This window comes from Stenotrophomonas sp. GL_111, assembly GCF_057835245.1.
Genome location: NZ_CM174421.1, coordinates 2,123,159 through 2,144,719 on the forward strand (window position 1 = coordinate 2,123,159; position 21,561 = coordinate 2,144,719).

Here is a 21,561-nt window from a genome sequence, read left to right on the forward strand (position 1 = left end):
GGCGCAGCGATACCGACACATTGTGATGTCAGTGATACCCATTCGCATTTAGGCTACACTGGGCCGATAGCGATGACCCCTCGCCGTCGCCCGCGAAGGGCCGGTCGGGCCGGGCATCGCGCCTTGTCCCGAGTCGTGAGCCGCCCATCCGTGTTGACCTGTCTGTTCGCCTCGTTTTCCCCCTGGTTGCGCACTGTGGGTGTCGCCGCCGCATTGGGTGCCGTCGTGGTCGCACCGGCCGCCGCGCAACAGCGCAATCCGCAGCAGAAGGTTGGCCAGACCGTGCTCGACGAGCCGGCGCAAAGCTATCGCTTCGAGCATTTCGTGATCGACAGCCCCGACCACATGCGGCGCTGGCGCATCAACCTGGGCGTGCCGACCAAGGCCGCCCGTGCACCGGTACCGGTGCTGTACATGCTCGACGGCAATGCCGCAGCGATGGTGCTCGACCAGGCCCTGCTCAGCGACCTGGCCGCGCACGCCGCGCCGGTGCTGGTGATGATCGGTTACGACAACGACCTGCGCATCGATTCGCCGGCACGCACGCGTGACTACACCGCGTGGATCGACACCGCCGACGATGAGAACGGCACGCCGCAATCCAGTGGGGGAGGTGCGTTCGCGTTCATGGATCTGATCGAGCGCCGGATCAAGCCGGAAGTGCAGCGCCGGGCTCGCGTGGACCTGCAGCAGCAGTCGCTGTGGGGGCATTCGCTGGGCGGGCTGTTCGTGCTCAGCACGCTGTATACGCGCCCGGCCGCATTCCAGCATTACGTGTCGGCCAGTCCGTCGCTGTGGTGGAGCCAGGGCGCGCCGCAGCGCGACATGGAGCAGCAGTTCAGCGCCAACAACCAGGGCCAACCGGCGCGGGTGACGCTGATGCTGGGCGGCGATGAGCGCGTCGGCAATCGGGGCGCGCGGGACATGAACAATCCGCGGGTGGTCGCACACCTGCGCCGGATCGGTGGTGCCACCCCGGATGCGGCCTTCCAGCTCAGCGAGCGCCTGGCCAAGGTGCCCGGCCTGAAGGTCGACTACCGCGAGTTCCCCGCGCTCGGCCACGGCCCGATGCTGCCGGCCTCCCTGAAAGCCACGCTGAGCGCGTTGTACGGCATCGCCGACCGCAGCGCGCAGCCGTCCGCACCGACCGCCGGCACCGACGACTGAGGTCCGCGGCCCATACCCCACCCAGGCAGCCCGTGGCCCTGCGCCACCGTCGCAGTGCATCGCGGCCACGCCAAGGCAACCACTGTGACAACGCGCCCGATGGCGCGCCCCCTACAGAAGGAGTCTGCTCATGTATTCCCTGAAAAAACTGCCGCGTCTGGCCACCCTTGCCCTGGCGCTGTCGATGGCCACCAGCGGTGCGTTCGCGCAGCCGGTGTTCGATGCGCCGGCCAATGGCTTCCGCGGTGAAGTGATCAGCCGTGGCGAAAACGTGGTGCCGGGCAGCAAGGCCGAGGTGATCGGCCGCCAGTTCGTGCCGGGCCAGCAGGTGACCCTGTTGCGCGGTGAGACCGCGCTCAACGACACGCCGTACGTGGTTGATGCCGATGGCAACTTCAAGGCCAACATCAGCATCCCGGCCGACGCCGTGCCGGGCCAGCACCCGGTGGTGGTGCGTGCCAGCCAGCCGGCCGCCGCGGCGGTGTTGTCACTGCGGGTGTCGCCGAACATTCCGCTGAGCGGCCAGCAGGCCTTCGCGCAGGTCTCGGCCAAGCTGGTCCAGGGTTTGTACCAGTCGGCCTACAGCGCCAAGAGTGATGCGGTGTTCGTGACCGCCGCGGTTGGCCGCCCACCGGTCAAGCAGTCCGAGCTGCTCAAGCTGGACCCGAAGACGCTCAAGGTCACCGCCCGGGTCACCCCGGCCGCCGTGCCGGGCAGCAAGGACGGTGCGGTGTTCGCGGTGTACGGCGTGGGCGTGGACGATGCCAATGGCAATATCTGGGTGACCAATACCCGCCAGGACACCGTGGCGGTGTATCGCCAGAAGGATCTGTCGCTGGTGCGCCAGTTCGACATCGGCACCGTGCCGCATGCGCGCGACGTGGTGGTGGACAGCCGTGCGGGCAAGGTGTTCGCCTCGGCGGCCGGCGAAGACCATCTGTCGGTGTTCGATGCCAAGACCCTGCAGCCGCTGGCGCCGATCAGCCTGGCCTCGGGCGTGGACGACAAAGAGTTCACCCCGATGAGCCTGGTGCTGGATGAAGCCAGCGGCAAGCTGTTCACCGTCAGCATCGGCACCCCCGAAGCGGCCGTGATCGATACCGCCAGCGGCAAGGTGGAGAAGGTCATCGACCTGGGCAACGCGATCAGCGCCTCGGGTGTGGCCTTCGATGCGGCGCAGAAGCGCCTGTACGTGGCGTCGCAGGGCACTGACAACCTGCTGATCGTGGATGTGGCCAGCGGCAAAGTGCTGCACGACGTGGCCGTCGGCGCCGGGGCGCTGAATGTTGCCTTCGATCCGGTCGCCAAGCTGGCCTACGTGACCAGCCGTGGTGCTGGCACCGTGACCGTGGTGAACGGGGACGGCAAGATCGTTGCCAATCTGGATGGCGGCACGTTCCCCAACCACGTGCGTGCCGATGGCAAGGGCAGCGTGTTTGCGGTGAACAAATCGCGCAATGCCGAAGACCCGAAGGGCGATCGCATCACCCGCATCGCACCCACCCGTCGTTGATGTCCTGAGCGCGCGCGGGGCAGGGGCCCTGCGCGCGCATGACCGGAGAATTCCATGTTGAACACCTTGCAGGCACGCCAGGGCGTGCTGGCCCTGGCCTTGATCGCAGCGCTGAGCGCCTGTGGTGGCAAACCTGCCGAAAGTGCGTCCAGTGCAGGCTCGCCTGCTGAGGCCGCAACGCCGGCTGCCTCTGCCGTTGCGGCGTTGCCGAGCGGTTGGCAGCACCTGGTCGGCACCGATGTGCCGTCAATGCACGACCTGAAGCCCGTACTTCCGGTGACGGTGACCTCGGACGATGGCGCCCCGGTGACCATCGATGACACCGCGAAGATCGTGGCCGGTGGCGATGATGTGATCGCCGTGATCGAGGCATTGGGCATGGGCGCGCAGGTGTACGCAGCACCGCTGCGCTCGGCCACGGAAGCCGGCCGCAATGCGCCGAAGCAGTTCCTGTTCAATCGCACCACCGGCGTGGAGGGCGTGCTGAGTCTGGAAGGTTCGTTGTTCATCGGCAACAGCCTGCGTCGCCATACCGAACTGGCCAGGAAGCTGCGCGGCGCCGGTGAACCGGCCGTGGTCATCGATGACCTGCAGCCGGCCCCGGACAAGGTACGCAAGGTAGCGGCCGCACTCGGCGTAGCCGAAGCGGGCAACACGTTGGCGGCCCAGGTACAGGCGCAGCTGGATGCCGCAGCCAAGGTGGCGGCGGGTGCGACGCATCATCCTCGCGTGATTCATCTTTCCGCCACCGGTGCCGGTGGCGCACCGACTGTGGCCGGGGCCGACAGCGCATCGGGCAAGCTGATCGCACTGGCCGGGGGTATCAACATCGGTACCGAGGCCGGCGTTGCCAACTACTCGGCGCTGAGCAATGAAGGCGTGGTCGCTGCGGCACCGGAGGTGATTGTGGTGACCGAGCATGACCTGGAACTGTTCGGCGGCGAAGCCGGGCTGTGGAAGGCCTACCCGACCTTGAAGCAGACCCCGGCCGGTGCAGCCAACCGGGTCTGGGTGATGCCGGATGTACAGCTGAAGTCGGCCAGTGTCGGCTCCGGTGCCGGTGCGCTGGCGTTGGCCAATGCGCTGGCGGCAGTGCCATCGCCGTGAGCAGGGATTGACGATGATGCGCGGAGCGCGCCGGCGAGGCGGTGGCATGGTGCTGGCGGTGATGGGGCTGGCGTTGCTGGGGGCGGTCCTGGCCTCGTTCGCGGTGGGTCCGCTGCGGTTGCCGCCGCAGGAAGTGCTGCAGGCGGTGGCGGTCAAGCTGGGGTTGCTGGACCCCTCGCACGTCAGCACGCGTGACCTGGCGGTGGTATGGAACCTGCGCATTCCGCGCGCCCTGCTCGGCGCGCTGGTGGGCGCGTCGCTGGCCATGGCCGGGGCCAGCCTGCAGGGACTGTTCGGCAACCCGCTGGCCGACCCGGGCATCGTGGGCGTTACCCAGGGCGCCGCGCTGGGCGCGGTGTCGGCCATCGTGCTGGGCGCCGGCAGCGTCGGCGGCTGGACCTTGCCGTTGGCGGCATTCGCCGGTGGCGCCGCCGCGATCAGTTTGACCTACGTATTGGCTCGACCGGGCCGCAACAGCGGCACCGCGACCCTGCTGCTGGTGGGCATCGCGATGGCCGCGTTCTGTTCGGCGGCGATCGGCTTTTTGACCTACATCGCCAGCGAAAGCGAGCTGCAATCGCTGGTGTTCTGGCAGATGGGTTCGCTGGCGCAGGCCGACTGGGCCGATGTGGCGGCGGCGCTGCCGGTGTTCGTGATCGGCACCTTCGCGCTGCTGCGCCTGGCCACGCCGTTGGACATGCTGGCGTTGGGTGAGCGCCAGGCCCAGCACCTGGGCTTGGATGTGAAGCGCACCCGGCTGAAGTTGATCGCGTTCAGTGCATTGCTGGTCGGGGCTGCGGTCGCGTTCGCCGGTTCGATTGGTTTCGTTGGCCTGGTGGTGCCGCACGTGGTGCGCATGCTGGTTGGCCCAGGCCATCGCTGGCTGCTACCGGTATCGGCGGTAACCGGCGCGTTGCTGATCGTGGTGGCCGACACCGCGGCGCGCACCTTGGATCCGCCGGCGGAGATTCCGTTGGGCCTGTTCTCGGCGGCGCTGGGCGCGCCGTTCTTCCTGTGGCTGGTGCTGCACCAGCGGCGGAGCGGGGCGATATGAGTACGCCCTTTCTGCAGTTGGATGCGGTGGGCCTGCGCTTCGGCGAACGGCAGATTCTGCATGGCATCAGCCTGGGCTTCGAGGCGGGAACGCTGACCGCCTTGGTCGGCCCCAATGGCGCCGGAAAATCCACGTTGCTGGCCGTGGCCAGTGGCGACGTGCCGGCCGATAGTGGGCGGGTGACCCTGCACGACCGCCCGATCGCGCACTGGAAGGCGATGGCCCTCGCGCGCGAGCGTTCGGTGATGCCGCAGGACCATGCCGTGCGCTTCGCCTTCACGGTGGATGACGTGGTGGCGATGGGGCGTTTGCCACACCCGGCCGACATGGCGCGCGACACGGCGCTGATTGAACGCGCGCTCGGCCAGGCCGAGATGCACGCGCTGCGCCAGCGCGAGGTACAGACCTTGTCCGGCGGTGAAGCCGCACGCGCCACCTTCGCGCGGGTGCTGACCCAGGACACGCCCTTGCTGCTGCTGGATGAGCCCACCGCGGCACTCGACCTGCGCCATCAGGAGCGCACTCTGCGCGCGGTGCGCACCTTGGCCGATGAGGGGGCATGCGTGATCGTGGTGCTGCACGACCTGAACCTGGCCGCGGGGTATGCCGACCGCATCGTGCTGCTGGAGAAGGGCCGGGTGGCAGCGGACGGGACGCCTTCGCAGGTACTTACCCGTGAGCATATCGAGCGCGTGTACCAGCAGCCGGTGCTGGTGCTGCGGCATCCGCAGCGGGATGTGCCGCTGGTGGTGGTGGCGGATCCGACACCCGGGCCAGGCGCTCCCTAGCGCTCTGCTGCCAGATGCGTCAATGCACCTGCAGGGCCACCGGTGACGGTGGCCCTTTGTTGTGGGGGGAAAGGAAGACGCCAACGCACTTTGCAACTGCTTGCATGGTGGGGCGGCAGGGCGACATCGACACTCCGGGGTGCCACGTCCGCGCTTCATCGCGCAAGCGTGTTCCCCCAAGGGCCCGACCGGGCCCGATCGTTCCAGGAGATGTTCGAATGCGTGCTTTGCTTCCCCGCCGACGGTTCCTCGCGCTTGCCGTTGGCGCTGTTCTGATCACACCGTTGCCGCTTGCCGCACAGCAGGTGGTGGCCGATGGCGACGACCTCACCCCGTCTGCCGGCGACTATCACACCACCGATCCGGTGCTACCCGGAGATACCTCGGGCTACGCATTCCATGCGTTGAATGGCGGCACCATCGTGGCCGGTGGTGAAGTCAATCTACGCACGGAAGGTGATCGCGCTGCCGCCGCCCATGCAGAAGGTAGCGGCAGCCGCATCACGCTCACGGGTGGCAGCGTGCTGACCAGCGGGTTCGGCGCGGCGGGGCTGTCGGTTGCCGACAGCGGCAGCATCCTGGCCAGTGGTATGCGGATCGAGACGCTAGGCCGCCAGGCAAACGGGGTGGACGTTTCCGCAGGGCACGTGGATCTTGAGGACGTGCAGGTGGTGACGTCCGGCGCGTTGTCACACGGATTGTCGGTACGCCAGGGCGAACTGAACATGCGCGGTGGCAGCGTCGAGGTGAACGGAACGCAATCCAACGGCTTCATGGTCACCGATGGCACGTTGCACGCAGAGAACGTGCGGGTACAGATGAATGCCGCGGGCTCGGCGGCCTGGATCACCGGCAACAGCAGTGTCACCCTGCGCGCCGTCGATATCATCGGCAACGCTCCCGGTGCTGGCGGGGTACTTGTCGCGCTTGGCAGCGACGCGCTGCTGGAAGATGTGAACATCGATCTGATCGATCCCTTGTCCGGGCCAGGCCTCAGCGTCGGCGGCGACGTGCAGATGCTGCGTGGCCGGATCCATGTAGCCGGGGCGAATGCGACGGCAATCGACTTTGGTCAGTCCGGTGGGCGTCTGCGTGTCGATGGTACGGACATCTCGGGCCATCGTGGCATCCATATGATGCAGGGCGCCGAGCTGGAGCTGTACAACGCAACCGTCGCTTCGACCAAGGAAGCGCTCAACATCAATTCCGGTGGCTCCAGCGTGCGGGTCGATGGTTCCCGTCTGACCGCCAGCGACGGCGTGGGCATCCTGATGTTCGGCGACTCGCAGCTGGATGTTGTGGGTTCCACCATCACCGCCCACGGCACCACCCACCAGGCGCTGAGCGTTCTGGGCGGGACCGCGCGGGTGGAGAACAGCCTCCTGCGTACGACCGGCCTCAACGGGCATGGGCTGTATGTCGAAGGTCTCAACGGCGGGCGGCCACAGGCGGACGCCCGTAGCGTGGACATCCTCACCGAGGGCGATGGCGCGATTGGTGCGATAAGTCGACTGGGTGGCAGCATGCATCTGGCCGACAGCGTGGTGCGCACCACCGGCCAGAAATCCCATGGCGTGCTCGCTGGCGGTGCCGGTGAGATGAGCCTGCGCAATACCCATGTGCGCACCGAAGGCGAGGGCGCGTGGGCGGCGGTGATCAATGACCGCGGCCGGATGCTGATCGACGGCGGTTCGCTGGTCAGCGCCGCGCACGGCGGCCTGTGGTTGCGCAGCAGCCGCGACAGTGCCGTAACCCTGGCCAACGGTGCGGTGCTGTCCGGGGGCAATGGCATTGCCTTGGCGTTGGATGCGGCGGTGGCCGGGCGCTTCGATCTGCGCGTCGAAGCGGGATCGCTGCTGCACGGCGATATCGTGACCACGCCGGAAGACGTGGAGGCCGGTCTGGTACCGCAGGCCGAACTGCACGTGGCACTGAGCGGGGGCGCGCAATGGCTCGGCAGCAGCGCCTTGGCGCAGTCGGTGCAGTTGGACGGCGGCAGCCAGTGGCAGCTCAGTGGTGATGCACGGATGGATGCGTTGGACGTACGCGACAGTGCCGTGTGGCTGTCGTCGGCGGATGCAACGGCCTTCAACACCTTGAAGGTGGACGGTGACCTGTATGCGGACAATGGGCTGTTCGTGTTCCATGGGCGGCTTGGCGACGACGCGTCGCCGATCGACCGGCTGCACGTGGCGGGAGACAGCAGCGGCAACGCACAGGTGCAGGTGGACAATCTTGGCGGCTTGGGCGCGCCCACGGTGGAGGGGCTGCAGCTGATCCAGGTCGATGGCGCGTCGCACGCGCTGTTCACCCTGGCCGGGCGTGCGGTGGGCGGCTCACATGAGTACTTCCTGCATCAGGGCAGCGTCTCCGATCCGGGAGATGGCCAGTGGTATCTGCGCTCAAGCTGGTTCGACCTGTGCCAGGAACGCCCGACCGCACCGGGTTGTTTCGATCCGGATCCTGAGCACGGCGGTGGCGGCGATCCGATCCTGCCGCCGGTTACCCCGCGGCCGGTACTGCGCCCGGAAACGGGGGCCTATCTGGCCAACCAGTCGGCAGCAGCGAGGATGTTCGAGCATTCGCTGCACGAGCGCGCAGGCCATCCGGGCTTTGCCCAGGGCCGTGGTGCGTGGGTGCGCACCGCGCGGCAGCAGGCGGATTTCAATGCGGTGGCCGGGCAGTTGTCGGTGAACGGCGATACGTCGCTGGTGCAGGTGGGCAGCGATCTGTTGCGGTGGGGCCAGGACAGCGGCGCCCGTCTGGGGGTGATGCTGGGCAGTGGCCGTAGCACCAGTACCGTGGTGTCCGAACTGACCGGTTACTCGGCCAAGGGCCGCGTGCGCGGCAATGCCGTGGGGGTGTACGCCACTTGGCTGCAGCACCCGGGCCAGTCCATCGGCGCGTATGTGGATGCCTCGGCACAACACGCCCGCTACGACAACACGGTGGAGGGCATCGGGCTGGCCCGTGAGCGCCATGACGCACGCAGCAGGGCAGTGTCGCTGGAAGCCGGGTACGGTTTCAGCCTGTTCGAACGCGGCGATGCACGCCTGCAGTTGCAGCCACAGCTGCAGCTGCGCTACCTGGACTACACGGCCGATCGCCATGTGGAATCCAACGGCACGCGCATCGACCAGCACGATGCCGGTGGTTTCAGTGGACGGCTGGGGTTGCGCGTGTCCGGCCACGGTACGGCGGCGCGGAATACGGTGCAACCCTACCTGGCGGTGAACTGGCTGCGTGGCAGCGACAGCAATGCGCTGGCCTTCAACGGCGAAACGTTGAAGGCGCAGATTCCTCGTGACCGCTATGAGACCCAGCTGGGGGCCGAGCTGCAGTTCGGGCAACGCTGGAGCGCGTGGGGCGGCATCAAGCTGCAGCACGGCAATGGCGGCTACCGCGATCTCGGCGCGCAGCTGGGTATGCGCATGGGCTGGTAAACCGGCGCTGCGTCAGTGACAGGGAAGGGCCAGCGGAGACGCTGGCCCTTTCGCGTTCACCAGCCGAACCGGGCGTTGGCCATCACCGTGCGGCCACTGCCGTAGTAGCACGAGGACGGGCCGGTGCAGGTTGACACGAAGCGCTTGTCGGCCAGGTTGCTGGCATTGAGCGAGAGTTGCACGTGGGTGCTGCCGATCCGGCCAAGGTCGTAGCGGATGGCGGCGTCGAACAGGGTGTAGGACGGAATCTGATAGAGGTTGGCGCTGTCGCCATAGCTCTTGCCGTTGTAACGCGCGCCGGCTGCCAGGCTGAGTCCGGACAGGGCACCGCCCTGGAAGGTGTAGTCGGCCCAGAACGAGGCGCTGTAGTCGGGCACCATCACCAGTTCCTTGCCCAGGTACTGATCGCTGCGGGTCATCTCCGAGTCCATCCAGCTGGCGGCGCCGATCAGGCTGAAACCGGTCAGCGGGGTGATCCGGCCTTCCAGCTCGACGCCGCGGATGCGGCCTTCGCCGTCCTGGATCGAGCACTGACTGTTGCCGGTGTTGCCGCAGGTGTTGTGGGTCGGGTCCGGATCCTGGGTGACGATGTTCTGCTGGCGCAGCTCATACGCCGACAACGTGACCAGCCCATCGACGTGGGCCGGCTGATACTTCACGCCCGCCTCCCATTGCTTGCCGGTAACCGGCGCGAACGTGCTGCGGTTGAAGTTGAGCAGCACACTGGAGGTGGACGGCTGGAACGACTCGGCATAGCTCAGGTACGGGCTGAAACCGCTGTCGAACACGTACAGCACGCCGGCATTGCCGCTGAAGGCTTCGCTCTTGATCACGCTGCGCGGCTGGGTGACGGTGGCACCGGTGACCGGGTTGCGGGTTGCGCTGGAGGAATCATCCTTGGTCCAGTCGTAGCGGCCGCCCACGGTCAGCCGCCACTGGCCGAGCGCGAGCTGGTCCTGCAGGTAGATGCCGCTTTGGCGGTTGGTGCCGGAGGTGGGGCTGAGCGAGGTCACGCGCGGCACGTAGCCGCTGTAGACCGGGTTGAAGATGTTGATCGGTGCCGGGTTGCTCATCGCCCCACGCACGCCTTCCCATTCGGCCTTCTGCCAGTCCCAGCCGAACAGCACGGTGTGCTCGACCACGCCGGTGGCGAAGCGCGCCTGCAGGCGGGTGTCCAGCGTGTCGCCGTCGGAATCGCCGGTGCCGTAGGTGGCACGACGGGCCTGGGTACGGCCATCGGCATTGAGTGCACCGCTGGTGACCACGCCGCGGTACAGCGAATCGACGTGGGTACGACGCGCGCTCTGGCTCAGCGTGAGGTGGTCGTTGAACTGGTGTTCGAACAGCCAGCCGGCGTTCCACAAGGTGCGGTTGAAGGTGTTCCAGTCCGGCTCGCCGATGAGCGTGGTGTTCTTCATGTGGCCATAGCGGGTGGCCTTGAGCGTGCCGTCCATGGGCAGGAACTGGTAGGTCGAGCCACCCTCATCTTTCTGGTACATGCCCAGCAGGGTCAGACGGGTGCGCTCGGCGATCTGCCAGGTGTAGCTGGGCGCGAGGAACCAGTGCTGCTGCTCGGTGTACTTGATCTGGGTGTCGCCATCGCGGTACAGACCCACCAGCCGCACCAGGTGTGCGTTGTCATCACTGCCGGCGCCGACATCGAACGCTGCGCTGTACTGACCATTGGCATCGATGCCCAGACGCAGCTGCTGTTGCTGGTCCGGGGTGGGGGTCTTGCTGACCTGGTTGACCATGCCGCCGGGAGCGACCTGGCCATACATCACCGCAGACGGCCCCTTGAGCACTTCGACCCGCTCCAGGTTCCAGCTGTCGAACATGCTGCGATTCCACTGGCTGCCCTGCGGGGCGCGCATGCCATCCAGGGTGACGTTGTTGGACCAGCTGCCGGCATCGAAGCCACGGATGCGGAAGTCATCCACGCGGTTGTCAATGCCCGAGCTTTCCAGGCTGACACCGGCCACGTAGCGCATCGCGTCGTTGAGCGACTGCACGCCACGTGCATCCAGTTCGGCGCGTTCGATCACCGACACCGACTGCGTGGTTTCGGCGATCGCGGTATTGGTCTTGGTGGCGCCGCTGGTGCTGTTGGCGGCGCGATAGGCATTGACGCGTACGGCGTCCAGGTTGGTGGCGGACTGGGCCGCGGCGTTCCAGACCAGGCTGCTGGCAGCCAATACGCAGGCCAGGGACAGCGAGGTGCGGCGCGGGCCGCGTGCAAGGGGGGAGGGCGAAGCGGGCATGTCGGTCACGGCTCGTTGGGGCGGAATGCCTGGCCAGTGGCGATCGGCTGATGCGCGGGCGGCAATGCCGCAGGCGTCGATCCCGCTCCAGGCAACCGGGATCTGCACGATATTTTAACGATTTCGCTCAGTGATGCAATTGCAACCCATTCGCATTGGTGTGACTGCGGCAATCCGTCGCAACCTCGCTTCGCCCGGCACGTATGATGCGAACCCCGCGCGAGGGTGCACCCGCGCACTGCTGTCTCAAAGGAAGGAACCGATGCTGTCTCCCCTGCGTTGTGCCATCGCTGGCCTGCTGCTCACTACGCTGGCACCTGCCAACGCCGCAGAAACACCGACCGTGTCGCTGCGCGAACAGGTGGAGCAGGCCGATGCCTACGAGGTGACCCATGCGCCGGGCAAGGCGGCCGCAACGAGTCGGGTGCGGGTGCAGCAGTTCGCCAACGGCGACCAGCTCACGACCTGGGACGACGGCGGCGTGCTGTTGCTGTGCGAGAAAGTGGGCTTCATCAAGGTGCCGGCGGACAAACCCGAAGTGGCGTCGCTCTCGCAGGAACAGCGCAAGATGCTGCTGTTCACTTCGATGATGGGCAGCATCGGCGCGGTCGCGATGGTGATGGAAGCAGCGGGTGACACCCTGGCGGTGCCCGCCGATGGCAGCGCGGCGCAGCGCATGGTGGAGTCGCACTGGGCCTATGGGGTGGAGCGCAGCGAGATCACCAGCCAGCGGCTGCCCGACGGCGCGCTGCGCGTGCGGTCGCTCAAGACTGAAAACGTGACAACGACGCCGGCCTCGTCGCCTGATGACACCTTCAGCACCGATGAGGACCGTGCCGCTCGCCTGGCTGAGCTCACCGCAGTGGGCAGTTGGACCGACATATGGATTGGCGCCGCGCCGAAACCAGCGCAGCTCGACGCTGGCTTTTCGTTGAAGGGCTGGGTCTCCACGGACGATGCCCGGCCGGCCACGGTAGGCGGGGCGCGTGCGACGGCCGGTTGTGCCGACTGAGCGTGCAGTGGGGTGGCAGTGTTCCACTGGCACGCAATTGTCTCTGCCATGACAACCAGTGTTCCACCAATATCTACTAAATTCGCTTGATGTCACCGCCGCCAGGTCTACAATGGCGCCATTCCAACCGGGACACCCCGATGCGTTCGCAGCCGCTCCTGACGTTTTTTACCCTGACCCGCGCAAGCGCGGTACGGGTGCGTCTGCCTATCGGAGCTTCCTGCTGCTGACCCGTTGACGGTCATCGCTGGACCCCAAGCAGAGCGCCCACCAGGGCGCTCTTTTCGTTTCAACCGTTGCAGATATTCCCCAAGGAGAACGTGCCATGCACCAGATCGCCGAGCCCCAAACCTGGCCGCACGCCCGTTAGCCAACGGCGGCGTGCGGCTCCTCGATGTTGGCGACGAGAGCAATCACCATGAACACCACGACCCAAACCCTTTCCCACTGGCGCAACCTGGGCATCATCGCCCACATCGACGCCGGCAAGACCACCCTCACCGAACGCCTGCTGTGGAAGACCGGCGAGATCCGCCGTGTCGGCGAAGTGCATGACGGCGCGGCCACCACCGACTTCTCGGCGATCGAGCGCGAGCGCGGCATCACCATCGGTGCGGCCGCCGTGCAGGCGCATTGGTCGCCGCGCGGTGGCGAAGACCATCGGCTGACCTTGATCGACACCCCTGGCCACATCGATTTCGCGATCGAAGTGGAACGCTCGCTGCGCGTGCTGGATGGCGCGGTGGCGGTGTTCTCGGCGGTGGATGGCGTGCAGCCGCAGTCCGAAACCGTGTGGCACCAGGCGCGTCGCCATGGCGTGCCGCTGATCGCCTTCGTCAATAAGATGGACCGCATCGGTGCTTCCTTCGAGCGCGTGCTGGCGCAACTGCAGGACAAGCTGCAGGCGCGGCCGTGGGCGCTGGGCTGGCCACTGGGCGAGGAAGCCCGGTTCCACGGTTGGGTTGATTTCATCGATGCCCAGATCGTGGAATGGGACGACGCCGGCAATGCACTGCGCAGCGACTGGACGGCCGAACAGGCTGCGCAGTGGCAGCCGCAGCGCCAGGCGCTGATCGAAGCGGTGGCCGACCATGACGACGCGCTGGCACAGGCGTGGCTGGAGGGCAGCAGCATCGACGCAGCGCTGCTGCGTGGCGCGCTGCGTCGGGCCACGCTGGCCGGTGCGGGCGTACCGGTGCTGGCCGGTGCGGCGTTCAAGAGCAAGGGCATCGACACGTTGCTGGATGCGATCGTGGACTTCCTGCCCTCGCCATTGGACCGCCCGCCGGTAGTGGCAACGCAGGGTGAAACGCCGGTGTTGCTGCCGCCGGACCCGGCCGGCCCGTTGGCGGTGCTGCTGTTCAAGATCACCCACCAGAGCCATGGGGCGCTGAGTTTCGTGCGGCTGTATTCGGGCCGTTTGAAAGTGGGTGACAGCGTGGCCAGCTCACAGCATGCGCAGGGCCGACGGATCGGCCGGTTGGTGCGCGTGCAGGCCGACCAGACCCACGACATCAAGGAAGCCGTGGCCGGTGACATCGTCGCCGTGATCGGCTGGAAGGATGCGGTGAGCGGTGAAACGCTCAGTGCGCCGTCCGCGCCCTTGCTGCTCGATGCGATCCAGGCGCAGCACGCGGTGCTGGCCTGGCGGCTGACAGCAGACAAGGCGGCCGACCTGATCCGCATGGCCCAGGGCTTGGCCAGCCTGGCCCAGGAAGATCCCTCGTTCCACGTCGAAACCGATGCGGGTACCGGGGAGACCCTGATCTGGGGCATGGGCGAGTTGCATCTGGAGGTGATGGTGGAGCGCCTGCGCAGCGAGTGGAATGTGCCGGTACGCACCGGTTCGCCACGCGTGGCCTACCAGGAAACGCCGGCTGCGGCGGTGGAGGGTGTGGAAGGCAAGGTGGCCAAGCAGACCGGTGGCCAGGGCCAGTTCGCGCGGGTGCTGATTGACGTGGCACCCACCGGTGACGATGCGATCCGCTTCATCGATCGCACTGTGGGCGGGGTCATCCCCAAAGCCTTCGTGGCGGCGGTGGAGAAAGGTGTGCGCGCGGCGTTGCAGGAAGGTCCGCGCGGGCATCCGGTGGTTGGTATCGAGGTGACCCTGAGCGACGGCCAGACGCACGCCAAGGATTCCTCGGAGCTGGCCTTCCATCGGGCCGGTAGCGAGGCGGTCAAAGCGGCACTGGCCAAGGCCGGTACGCGGCTGCTGGAGCCGGTGATGGAACTGGCGATCCACGCGCCGTCGGCCAACGTCGGCGACGTGATCGGTGACCTCAACCGGCGCAATGGCCGGGTGGCGTCCATCGAGGACCACGGTGCGCAGGTGGAAGTGCTGGGCTACGCACCACTGGCCCGGTTGTCGGGCTACACCACCGCGCTGCGCTCGCTGACCCAGGGGCGCGCGTCCAGTGACATGCGCTTCAATGGGTATGAGGAAGTGCAGGCGGCTTGATTAGTTGCATGTTGTAGCAAGGGCAGGGGCCGGGAAACCGGCCCCTGCTTGTTTTCAAATGCATCGCCTTCAGCGGATGTGTACCATCTTCACCCCCATTCCTGTTTCCGGAACCGACATGGCCAGCACCCACTTCTATCCGATCGGTACCCCCGGCCAGCCCTGGGGCGATGCCGAGCGCGCGCAGTGGCGTGCCCGCCAGCAGCGTCAGCGCAGCTATCACGACGACGTGGTGGCCGTGCTGGACGGATTGAGCGAGCGCTTCGAGGTGGTCCAGTACGGCCAGCTCGACTACGCGCCGGATCATTACCCGCTGTTCGCCGCCGTCAACCGCGACTGGGATCCGACGCTGCCGACGGCGCTGATCACCGGTGGCGTGCACGGCTATGAAACCAGTGGCGTGCACGGTGCGCTGCAGTTCCTGGAGCAGCATGCGCAGGACTATGCCGGGCGGATCAACCTGTTGGTGGCGCCGTGCGTGAGTCCGTGGGGCTATGAACGCATCCAGCGCTGGAACCCGAACGCCGTGGATACCAACCGTGCGTTTCGTGCTGATGGCCTGGCCGAAGAAGCCGCCGCGCTGATGCGCTGGGTCGCCGGGCGTGGCGACGCCTTGTTGATGCACATGGACCTGCACGAGACCACTGACAGCGACGTGCAGGAGTTCGATCCGGCACGCACCGCCCGCGATGGCGGTGAACTGGTGCCCGAGACGATTCCCGACGGCTTCTACGTGTTCGGCAACAGCGAGAATCCGGCGCTGGCATTCCAGCAGGCCATCATTGATGCAGTGGCCAAGGTCACCCATATCGCCCCAGCCGATGCCGACGGCAAGCTGGTGGGCGAGCCGATCCAGTCGCCGGGCGTGGTGATCGGTCCGTCGCGGCCGATCGGCGCCTGCGCCGGCTTTACCGATGCACGGTTCGCGACCACCACCGAGGTCTATCCGGACAGCCCGCGAACCTCGCCGGCGGAGTGCAACCAGGCCCAGGTGACGGCGGTGTGCGCTGGGCTGGACTACGCGTTGGCGTATCGCTGAATCGCAATGGCTTCGTCACCGCCGTCCATGCGCAACCCCGCCGCCGCCGATGATGGCGATGCACTGCATTTCTGCAGCACCTGTGCGTTTTCCGATGCCTGCACCTCGCAGGGCTACGACAAGACCGCCCTGGCCGAGCTGCATGTACTGGTGGACCATGTCGGGCCCTACCGCGCCGGGGAGTACCTGTTCCGGGTGGGCGATCCGTTCGATTCGATCGCTGCGGTGCGCGCCGGCATGGTCAAGACCTTCATCGAGGACAGCCAGGGTAATGAGCAGGTGCTGGGCTTCAGCCTGCCCGGCGAGGTGATCGGGCTCAACGCCATCCACGGCGCGCGCTATCCGTGCAATGCCGTGGCGCTGGACACGGTGCATCTGTGCCGGTTCTCGTTTCCGAAGATGAGCCTGCTGGCCACGCGCATGCCCGGGCTGCAGGCCAAGCTGTTCAGCCTGCTCAGCGCGGAGATCGGCAAGGTGGCGCTGCTTGCGGCCAACCATCGCACCGAGGCGCGCATGGCCGCGTTCCTGCTGGATCTGTCCGAACGTTATGCGCGGCGTGGCTTTTCACCCGTGCGCTTCAACCTGACCATGGCCCGGGTGGAGATTGCCAACTACCTGCGGATGGCACCGGAAACCGCCAGCCGGGTGCTGCGGCGGCTCATCGATGATGGCGTGATCGCAGTCAATCAGCGGGAGATCCAGCTGCTGCAGCCGGCCCAGCTGGCCGCCCTGGCCGCAGCCAGCGAGAGTGGGGAACCGGCGGCCTGAGCCGTGCCGGTACTCATCAGTACAGCTCGCAGTGCAGCCGCCCCTGCTCGTGCAGCCTGTCCCAGGCGGAGATTGTGGTTTCCGCCGCAGGTGCGACGTTGTTGATCGCCTGCCGCACCGCGCCTTCAAGATGCTGCTTGTTGCCGCAGAGGTAGACATGCGCGCCGCGCGCCAGCAACCCGGCAACCTGGTCGGCATGCGCGGCGATGGCGTGCTGGACGTAGACCTTGGAGGCACCATCGCGCGAGAACGCGGTGTGCAGGCTGCCCAGCTGCCGCTGTTGGTGCCAGGCTTCAAGCTGCGGTTGGTAGAGGAAGTCCTGCGCGCGGTGCTTTTCGCCAAAGAACAGGCAGGTCTCACGCGTGTTTCGTGCCGCTTGGGTTTCCTGCAGCAGGCCCATCAGCGGTGCGATGCCGGTACCGGTGCCGACCAGCAGTAGCGGGCAGTCCGGGTCCTCCGGCAGGTGAAAGCCCGGATTGGAACGGCAGTAGACGCGGACATGGCCAGCAGCGTCACCGTCACGCAATAGCGTGCCGGTCGCAGAACCCTGCCGCTCGCGGCCACGCAGGTGGTAGCGAACCTCGCGGATGCACAGGGCCGCCTGCGCGCTGCCCGCAGGGGAGGCGATGGAATAGGCGCGAGGCAGGCACGGCGAGAGTAGTGCTTCAAGTTGGGCCAGCGGCACGCTGCCTGGGCTGGCGTGATCCTGCAGGATGTCCAGCAGGTCGGTGCCGTGCAGGTAGGCCTCCAGTGCCGTGCGCTGGCTCATCTTGAGCAGGCCTTTGAGATGCTCACTGCCGCCCAGCCGGGCCAGTTCGCGCAGCACGCCCTTGCCGAGCAGGCGCAGTTCCTTGCCGCGCAGCACGCCGGCCGCTTCGGGCTGGCCGTACCAGCATGCCAACGCGTCCAGCAGCGCCGGATCCGGGCTGGGCATCACGTGCAGGGTGTCGCCGGCGCGGTAGTTGATGCCGCTGCCGGCCAGATTGAGCTGCACCTCCCAGGCGGCCGGGTCGCTGCGGTTCAAGCGGCGGCGTTCGACGATGGGGGCGGCGAAGGCGTTGTCCTCCCCATAGGCGGTGACCTGCAGGTGCAGATCGCGGCCGGCATCGGCGCGACCGCCCAGCACCTCGCCCAGTACCGGCGCCCAGCGCTCGAAGAAGTGCGCATAGCCACCATCAGCGTCGACCCGGTTCATGATTGGCACGGCCTGACGCTCGGCGAGCAGGGCATCGAGTGCCTTGCTGAAGCCGCAGAAGCGCGGGTAGCCGGTGTCGCCCAGCCCGAACACTGCATAGCGCAGGCCGGGCAGGGCGGGAGACTGGCGCAGCGCTTCGGCAAAGCGCTCGCCATTGGCCGGTGGCTCGCCATCACCGAACGAGCTGGACAGCGCCAGCAGCACGTCGCCGGCGCCCAGCGAGGCGATATCGATCTCGTTGAAGGGCAGCACCCGGGCGGCATGTGCCTGCAGGGCCGGCAATGCGCCCAGGCGATGGGCCAGGGCGCGGGCGTTGCCGGATTCAGAGCCGTAGCCGACCAGCACGCGTTGGATGGGAGCGGCAGCGTTCACGCGGCGGCGTAGGCGTCGTCGAACTTCTCCTTGCTGAACTCCACGGCGTCGAAGTTGCCCATCAGGTCGTTCACCACGCGGCGGATGCTGATGTAGGCCGTGATGCTGCCGTCGGCATCGAACAGCGGCTGCACCGTGGTATCTACCACATACAGCACACCGCCCTTGCCCAGGTTGGGCACGATGCCGGTCCAGGTCTTGCCGGCCTTGATGGTGTCCCACATGTCCTTGTAAACCGCCTTGGGCACGTCCGGGTGACGCACGATGCTGTGCGGCTGGCCGATCAGTTCCTCGCGCTGGAATCCGGTAAGGGCGCAGAACAGGTCGTTGGCATAGGTGATGTTGCCCTGCAGGTCGGTGGTGGAGATCACCATGACGTTCTGGACGGCAGTCAGCAGTTGGGCGGTGTCAGGGCTGTAGTGCATGGTTTTTCCTTGCAGCGATGGGGGTGGGCCGGGACCGGCGCACCGTGACGACGTGTCCAGGACAGGATCGGCGCAGCACGCGGGCAGGGCCTTGATATCGGTCAAGGTCGTGGCGGAGGTCGCTGCGACATTGCGTCGCATCCGGTCATGCCAGGGGGTGAAATCTCCCCAGCTTCTTCACGCCTGTGAACCGGTGGAAAGTGACTGATCCTTGCTCCCTCTCAATTGATCAGGAGCGGAGATGGAAACCGTAGTGGAGTTGCCTCCCACCGGGGAAGGCCAGCAGTTCAGCCACTATCGCATCGGGGGCACGCTGGGCGAGGGCGGATTCGGGCGCGTGCACGTGGCCTGGGATGAGCGGCTGGCGCGCGAAGTGGCGATCAAATTCGCGGCGCGCAACGATGGCGGCCAGCGGGGGCTGCGCTACGAGGCCCAACGACTGGCCGCGCAGGCGCACCCTGCATTTGTGGCGGTGTATGCGCTGGAGGAACATGCGGGCCAGCTCGCGATGGTGATGGAGCGCATCCGCGGCAGTACCTTGGCGCAGGCGTTGGGCAAAGCCGGTGCGCTGCCTGCCGAGCGGGTGCTGCGGCTGGGCACGGAGGCGGCCGAAGCACTGGCCGCCGCGCATCAACACGGCTGGGTGCATGGTGACCTGAAGCCCTCCAATGTGATGCTCACCGAATGTGGGGGCGTGCGTATCCTGGATTTCGGCGCGGCTGCGGCCATCGATCCAGAGCAGACCGTCTCGACGGTGTCGGCGCAGAGCGCGGCGGGGACGCTGGCCTATCTTGCCCCCGAACGGCTGCTCGGTGCGCGCGCCGGGGCCTCCGGTGACATCTATGCGCTGGGGCTGGTGCTGTACGAGGCGCTCAAGGGCGTCCGCGATGTGGAGGCCGACGCGGCCTGGGGCGGTCTGCACCGGCGCTTGTATGGCAGTACCGCAGGGCGACGGCTGCCGGCTGGCGCGGATGCGGCGCTGACCGGCTTGATCGAGCGCATGACACGCCGGCACGCACGGGACCGCCCCGGCTCGATGTCCGAGGTGCACCGGACGTTGCTGAAGGCGCAGGAACAACGGCGCGAGCGCCTGCGCAAACATGCCGATCGCCGCGCGGTGCTGGGTCTGATCGCGCTGTTCGGTGTGTTTGCCGCGTTCGTGCACGACCGCGAGATGCGCCGCGCGGCACCGCTCGCAGTCGTCGAGGCGGCTGCCAGCACCCTCGCGCCGGTGGCCCGCGCCGAGCGTCTGCTGGGTGATTTCGACCAGCCTGGCAGCGTGGCCGAAGCGGTGGTGCTGCTGGAGGGTACGCTGGCGGCCGACCCACACGATGCGGGTGCGGCGGCGCTGCTGGTGATCGCCTACTGCCTGCGCTACGCCGGGGATGAGCGCGATGAAGTCTGGTTGAAGCGCGCGCGCCAGGCCGCCGTGCAGGCCGAGCGCGAAGAGCCGCAACTGGCCATCGTGCAGGCGGCGCGGGGCTGGGTGGAGGAGTATCTGAACAACAAGGCCGATGCCGAGCGCCACTATCTGCGGGCGCGGGTGTTGGACCCGGGTGATCGCCATGCATTGCTGGGTTTGGCACGGCTGTACGCCCACTCCGACCGTGCCGAGCAGGCGCAGCAGGTATTGGCCGAGGCCATGCGACGGCATCCGCAGGAGCGCTGGTTTGTGGATACGCGCGGCGCACTGCTTTACCAACAGGGTGACCTGGGCGGTGCCGAGCAGGCGTTCCGGCACAGCATCGCGCTCAAGCCCAACGGCGTGCAGGCCTACGTCAGCCTCAGCGGCGTATTGCTGCGCGCGAACCGCATCGATGAAGCGCTACAGGTGTTGCAGCAGGGGCTGCGCCACGGCAGCAATGGCCGCCTGTATGGCAACCTGGGCAATCTGTTGTACATGCGTGGCGATTACGCGGAGGCGGCCACCGCGTTCGAGCGCGCATTGTCCGATGCGAAAGGCAGCCCCAACGACTATCTGAAATGGGCCAACCTGGGCGACACCCTGCGCTGGCTGCCGGGCCGCGAGGCACAGGCCCGCGCGGCGCACCAGCGTGCCTTGCAGATGGTGGAGACGCTGCTGCAGCGCAGCCCGGACAGCGTCACGCTGGGCAGTCGCAGCGCGCTGTACGCCGCACGGCTGGGGCAATCGACGCTGGCACGGCAGCGCATCGCCGCGGCGCTCGGGCGTGGCAGCAACAGTGCCGACCTGCAGTTTCGTGCTGCCCTGGTGGCCGAACTCGGCGGCGCGCGCGAGACGGCGTTGACCCACCTGCAGGACGCTATCGCACGCGGCTACCCGCTGCATATGATCGCCAGTGAGCCAGACCTTCTGGCTCTGCGCCGGGACCGGCGCTATCACCGCATGCTTACAGGGAAGACAGAATGAGTGTGAACATCACCCCGCCCGCGGCGGATGCCGCGATCATCCGGGTCAGTTTCGATATCGAGCAGGTCAGCTCGGACCTGTTGTGGCAGGCTGCCGAAGTGAAGACGCATCGCGATCTCTATTCGCCGGTCGGCCGCTATGCCGGTGCCGTGCATTTCCGTGAAGGCGATACGGTCAGCGTGGAGGTCACCGCGTACGGCAGGCCTGACACGCTGATCTCCACCAACATTCTGGATGCCATGTTGTACACGGTGCCGCACACGTCGGGAGAGCGCTTCTCGGCACCGTCGCCGTTTTCGAGCGTGCGCGCCACCACGCCGATCGAACAGTGGCAGTCGGCGCAGATCGAGCACGATCACACGCATGGCGTGAGCGCATCGGTGCAGCGCTCGCTGACTCCGTTGACCGTCGTGCAGGACGACGGCCGCTGGAAGCTGTCACTGATTTTGACGGTGGTGATCGAGCGCAAGACCAAGGCCGGCCCCGTGCAGGAAATCCGGGTGTTCTCGTTCGACCCGGAAGCCGAGGTGGGGTCGGGCACCGAGCCGCCGGCCTGACACCATGGCC

General features: G+C 67.1%; 15 protein-coding genes. 12 read left to right on the top strand and 3 right to left on the bottom strand.

Features of this window, described 5'->3' with window-relative positions; genetic code table 11:
- Positions 1 to 186: 186 nt before the first annotated feature.
- The 6 genes from AC3IPM_RS09770 to AC3IPM_RS09795 all read left to right on the top strand — a co-directional run bounded on the left by AC3IPM_RS09770 (position 187) and on the right by AC3IPM_RS09795 (position 9,072).
- Positions 187 to 1,167, top strand: coding sequence for an alpha/beta hydrolase (locus tag AC3IPM_RS09770; RefSeq protein ID WP_489304081.1), 981 nt, complete (start codon positions 187 to 189; stop codon positions 1,165 to 1,167).
- Positions 1,168 to 1,297: 130 nt separating this feature from the next.
- Entirely contained in the window at positions 1,298 to 2,680 is a 1,383-nt protein-coding gene (locus AC3IPM_RS09775) for a YncE family protein (RefSeq protein WP_489303887.1), read from the top strand.
- Positions 2,681 to 2,734: 54 nt separating this feature from the next.
- The gene (locus AC3IPM_RS09780; protein ID WP_489303889.1) at positions 2,735 to 3,787 is read left to right on the top strand and encodes a heme/hemin ABC transporter substrate-binding protein; all 1,053 of its coding nucleotides are present in this window, start codon (positions 2,735 to 2,737) and stop codon (positions 3,785 to 3,787) included.
- 16 nt (positions 3,788 to 3,803) lie between these two features.
- Entirely contained in the window at positions 3,804 to 4,841 is a 1,038-nt protein-coding gene (locus tag AC3IPM_RS09785) for a FecCD family ABC transporter permease (RefSeq protein WP_489303891.1), read from the top strand.
- Positions 4,838 to 5,629 (top strand): heme ABC transporter ATP-binding protein, encoded by a 792-nt coding sequence (locus tag AC3IPM_RS09790; protein WP_489303893.1) that lies wholly within the window; start codon positions 4,838 to 4,840, stop codon positions 5,627 to 5,629. The genes AC3IPM_RS09785 and AC3IPM_RS09790 overlap by 4 nt, the downstream gene beginning before the upstream one ends.
- A gap of 218 nt (positions 5,630 to 5,847) precedes the next feature.
- On the top strand, positions 5,848 to 9,072 hold the full coding sequence (locus tag AC3IPM_RS09795) for an autotransporter family protein (protein ID WP_489303895.1): 3,225 nt from the start codon (positions 5,848 to 5,850) through the stop codon (positions 9,070 to 9,072).
- Positions 9,073 to 9,128: 56 nt separating this feature from the next.
- Here the strand turns inward: AC3IPM_RS09795 and AC3IPM_RS09800 are convergent, their stop codons facing one another.
- The gene (locus AC3IPM_RS09800) at positions 9,129 to 11,333 is read right to left on the bottom strand and encodes a TonB-dependent siderophore receptor (RefSeq protein WP_489303896.1); all 2,205 of its coding nucleotides are present in this window, start codon (positions 11,331 to 11,333) and stop codon (positions 9,129 to 9,131) included.
- A gap of 133 nt (positions 11,334 to 11,466) precedes the next feature.
- Here AC3IPM_RS09800 and AC3IPM_RS09805 point away from each other — a divergent pair, with 133 nt between their 5' ends.
- The 4 genes from AC3IPM_RS09805 to AC3IPM_RS09820 all read left to right on the top strand — a co-directional run bounded on the left by AC3IPM_RS09805 (position 11,467) and on the right by AC3IPM_RS09820 (position 16,613).
- The gene (locus AC3IPM_RS09805) at positions 11,467 to 12,345 is read left to right on the top strand and encodes a hypothetical protein (RefSeq protein WP_489303898.1); all 879 of its coding nucleotides are present in this window, start codon (positions 11,467 to 11,469) and stop codon (positions 12,343 to 12,345) included.
- 418 nt (positions 12,346 to 12,763) lie between these two features.
- Complete coding sequence (gene fusA / locus AC3IPM_RS09810; protein ID WP_489303900.1) at positions 12,764 to 14,806, top strand: elongation factor G; 2,043 nt, start codon at positions 12,764 to 12,766, stop codon at positions 14,804 to 14,806.
- Positions 14,807 to 14,924: 118 nt separating this feature from the next.
- Positions 14,925 to 15,845, top strand: coding sequence for a M14 family metallopeptidase (locus AC3IPM_RS09815; RefSeq protein ID WP_489303902.1), 921 nt, complete (start codon positions 14,925 to 14,927; stop codon positions 15,843 to 15,845).
- A gap of 6 nt (positions 15,846 to 15,851) precedes the next feature.
- Complete coding sequence (locus AC3IPM_RS09820) at positions 15,852 to 16,613, top strand: helix-turn-helix domain-containing protein (RefSeq protein WP_489303904.1); 762 nt, start codon at positions 15,852 to 15,854, stop codon at positions 16,611 to 16,613.
- Positions 16,614 to 16,629: 16 nt separating this feature from the next.
- On the opposite strand, the gene AC3IPM_RS09825 is transcribed toward AC3IPM_RS09820, so the two are convergent.
- Positions 16,630 to 18,180: a flavodoxin domain-containing protein gene (locus AC3IPM_RS09825; protein WP_489303906.1), complete on the bottom strand. Its 1,551-nt coding sequence runs from the start codon at positions 18,178 to 18,180 to the stop codon at positions 16,630 to 16,632.
- On the bottom strand, positions 18,177 to 18,605 hold the full coding sequence (locus AC3IPM_RS09830) for a PAS domain-containing protein (RefSeq protein ID WP_489303908.1): 429 nt from the start codon (positions 18,603 to 18,605) through the stop codon (positions 18,177 to 18,179). Before AC3IPM_RS09830 ends, AC3IPM_RS09825 begins: the two co-directional genes overlap by 4 nt.
- A gap of 241 nt (positions 18,606 to 18,846) precedes the next feature.
- Between AC3IPM_RS09830 and AC3IPM_RS09835 the strand changes: the two genes are divergently transcribed.
- Positions 18,847 to 20,994, top strand: coding sequence for a protein kinase domain-containing protein (locus tag AC3IPM_RS09835; protein WP_489303910.1), 2,148 nt, complete (start codon positions 18,847 to 18,849; stop codon positions 20,992 to 20,994).
- Entirely contained in the window at positions 20,991 to 21,551 is a 561-nt protein-coding gene (locus tag AC3IPM_RS09840; RefSeq protein WP_489303912.1) for a hypothetical protein, read from the top strand. The genes AC3IPM_RS09835 and AC3IPM_RS09840 overlap by 4 nt, the downstream gene beginning before the upstream one ends.
- Positions 21,552 to 21,561: the final 10 nt, after the last annotated feature.

Coding starts and splice junctions, on each gene's coding strand:
- AC3IPM_RS09780 (WP_489303889.1), top strand. CDS start 2,735: ATGTTGAACACCTTGCAGGCACGCCAGGGCGTGCTGGCCCTGGCCTTG.
- AC3IPM_RS09815 (WP_489303902.1), top strand. CDS start 14,925: ATGGCCAGCACCCACTTCTATCCGATCGGTACCCCCGGCCAGCCCTGG.
- AC3IPM_RS09820 (WP_489303904.1), top strand. CDS start 15,852: ATGGCTTCGTCACCGCCGTCCATGCGCAACCCCGCCGCCGCCGATGAT.
- AC3IPM_RS09830 (WP_489303908.1), bottom strand. CDS start 18,605: ATGCACTACAGCCCTGACACCGCCCAACTGCTGACTGCCGTCCAGAAC.
- AC3IPM_RS09795 (WP_489303895.1), top strand. CDS start 5,848: ATGCGTGCTTTGCTTCCCCGCCGACGGTTCCTCGCGCTTGCCGTTGGC.
- fusA (WP_489303900.1), top strand. CDS start 12,764: ATGAACACCACGACCCAAACCCTTTCCCACTGGCGCAACCTGGGCATC.
- AC3IPM_RS09835 (WP_489303910.1), top strand. CDS start 18,847: ATGGAAACCGTAGTGGAGTTGCCTCCCACCGGGGAAGGCCAGCAGTTC.
- AC3IPM_RS09790 (WP_489303893.1), top strand. CDS start 4,838: ATGAGTACGCCCTTTCTGCAGTTGGATGCGGTGGGCCTGCGCTTCGGC.
- AC3IPM_RS09805 (WP_489303898.1), top strand. CDS start 11,467: ATGCAATTGCAACCCATTCGCATTGGTGTGACTGCGGCAATCCGTCGC.
- AC3IPM_RS09800 (WP_489303896.1), bottom strand. CDS start 11,333: ATGCCCGCTTCGCCCTCCCCCCTTGCACGCGGCCCGCGCCGCACCTCG.
- AC3IPM_RS09775 (WP_489303887.1), top strand. CDS start 1,298: ATGTATTCCCTGAAAAAACTGCCGCGTCTGGCCACCCTTGCCCTGGCG.
- AC3IPM_RS09840 (WP_489303912.1), top strand. CDS start 20,991: ATGAGTGTGAACATCACCCCGCCCGCGGCGGATGCCGCGATCATCCGG.
- AC3IPM_RS09785 (WP_489303891.1), top strand. CDS start 3,804: ATGCGCGGAGCGCGCCGGCGAGGCGGTGGCATGGTGCTGGCGGTGATG.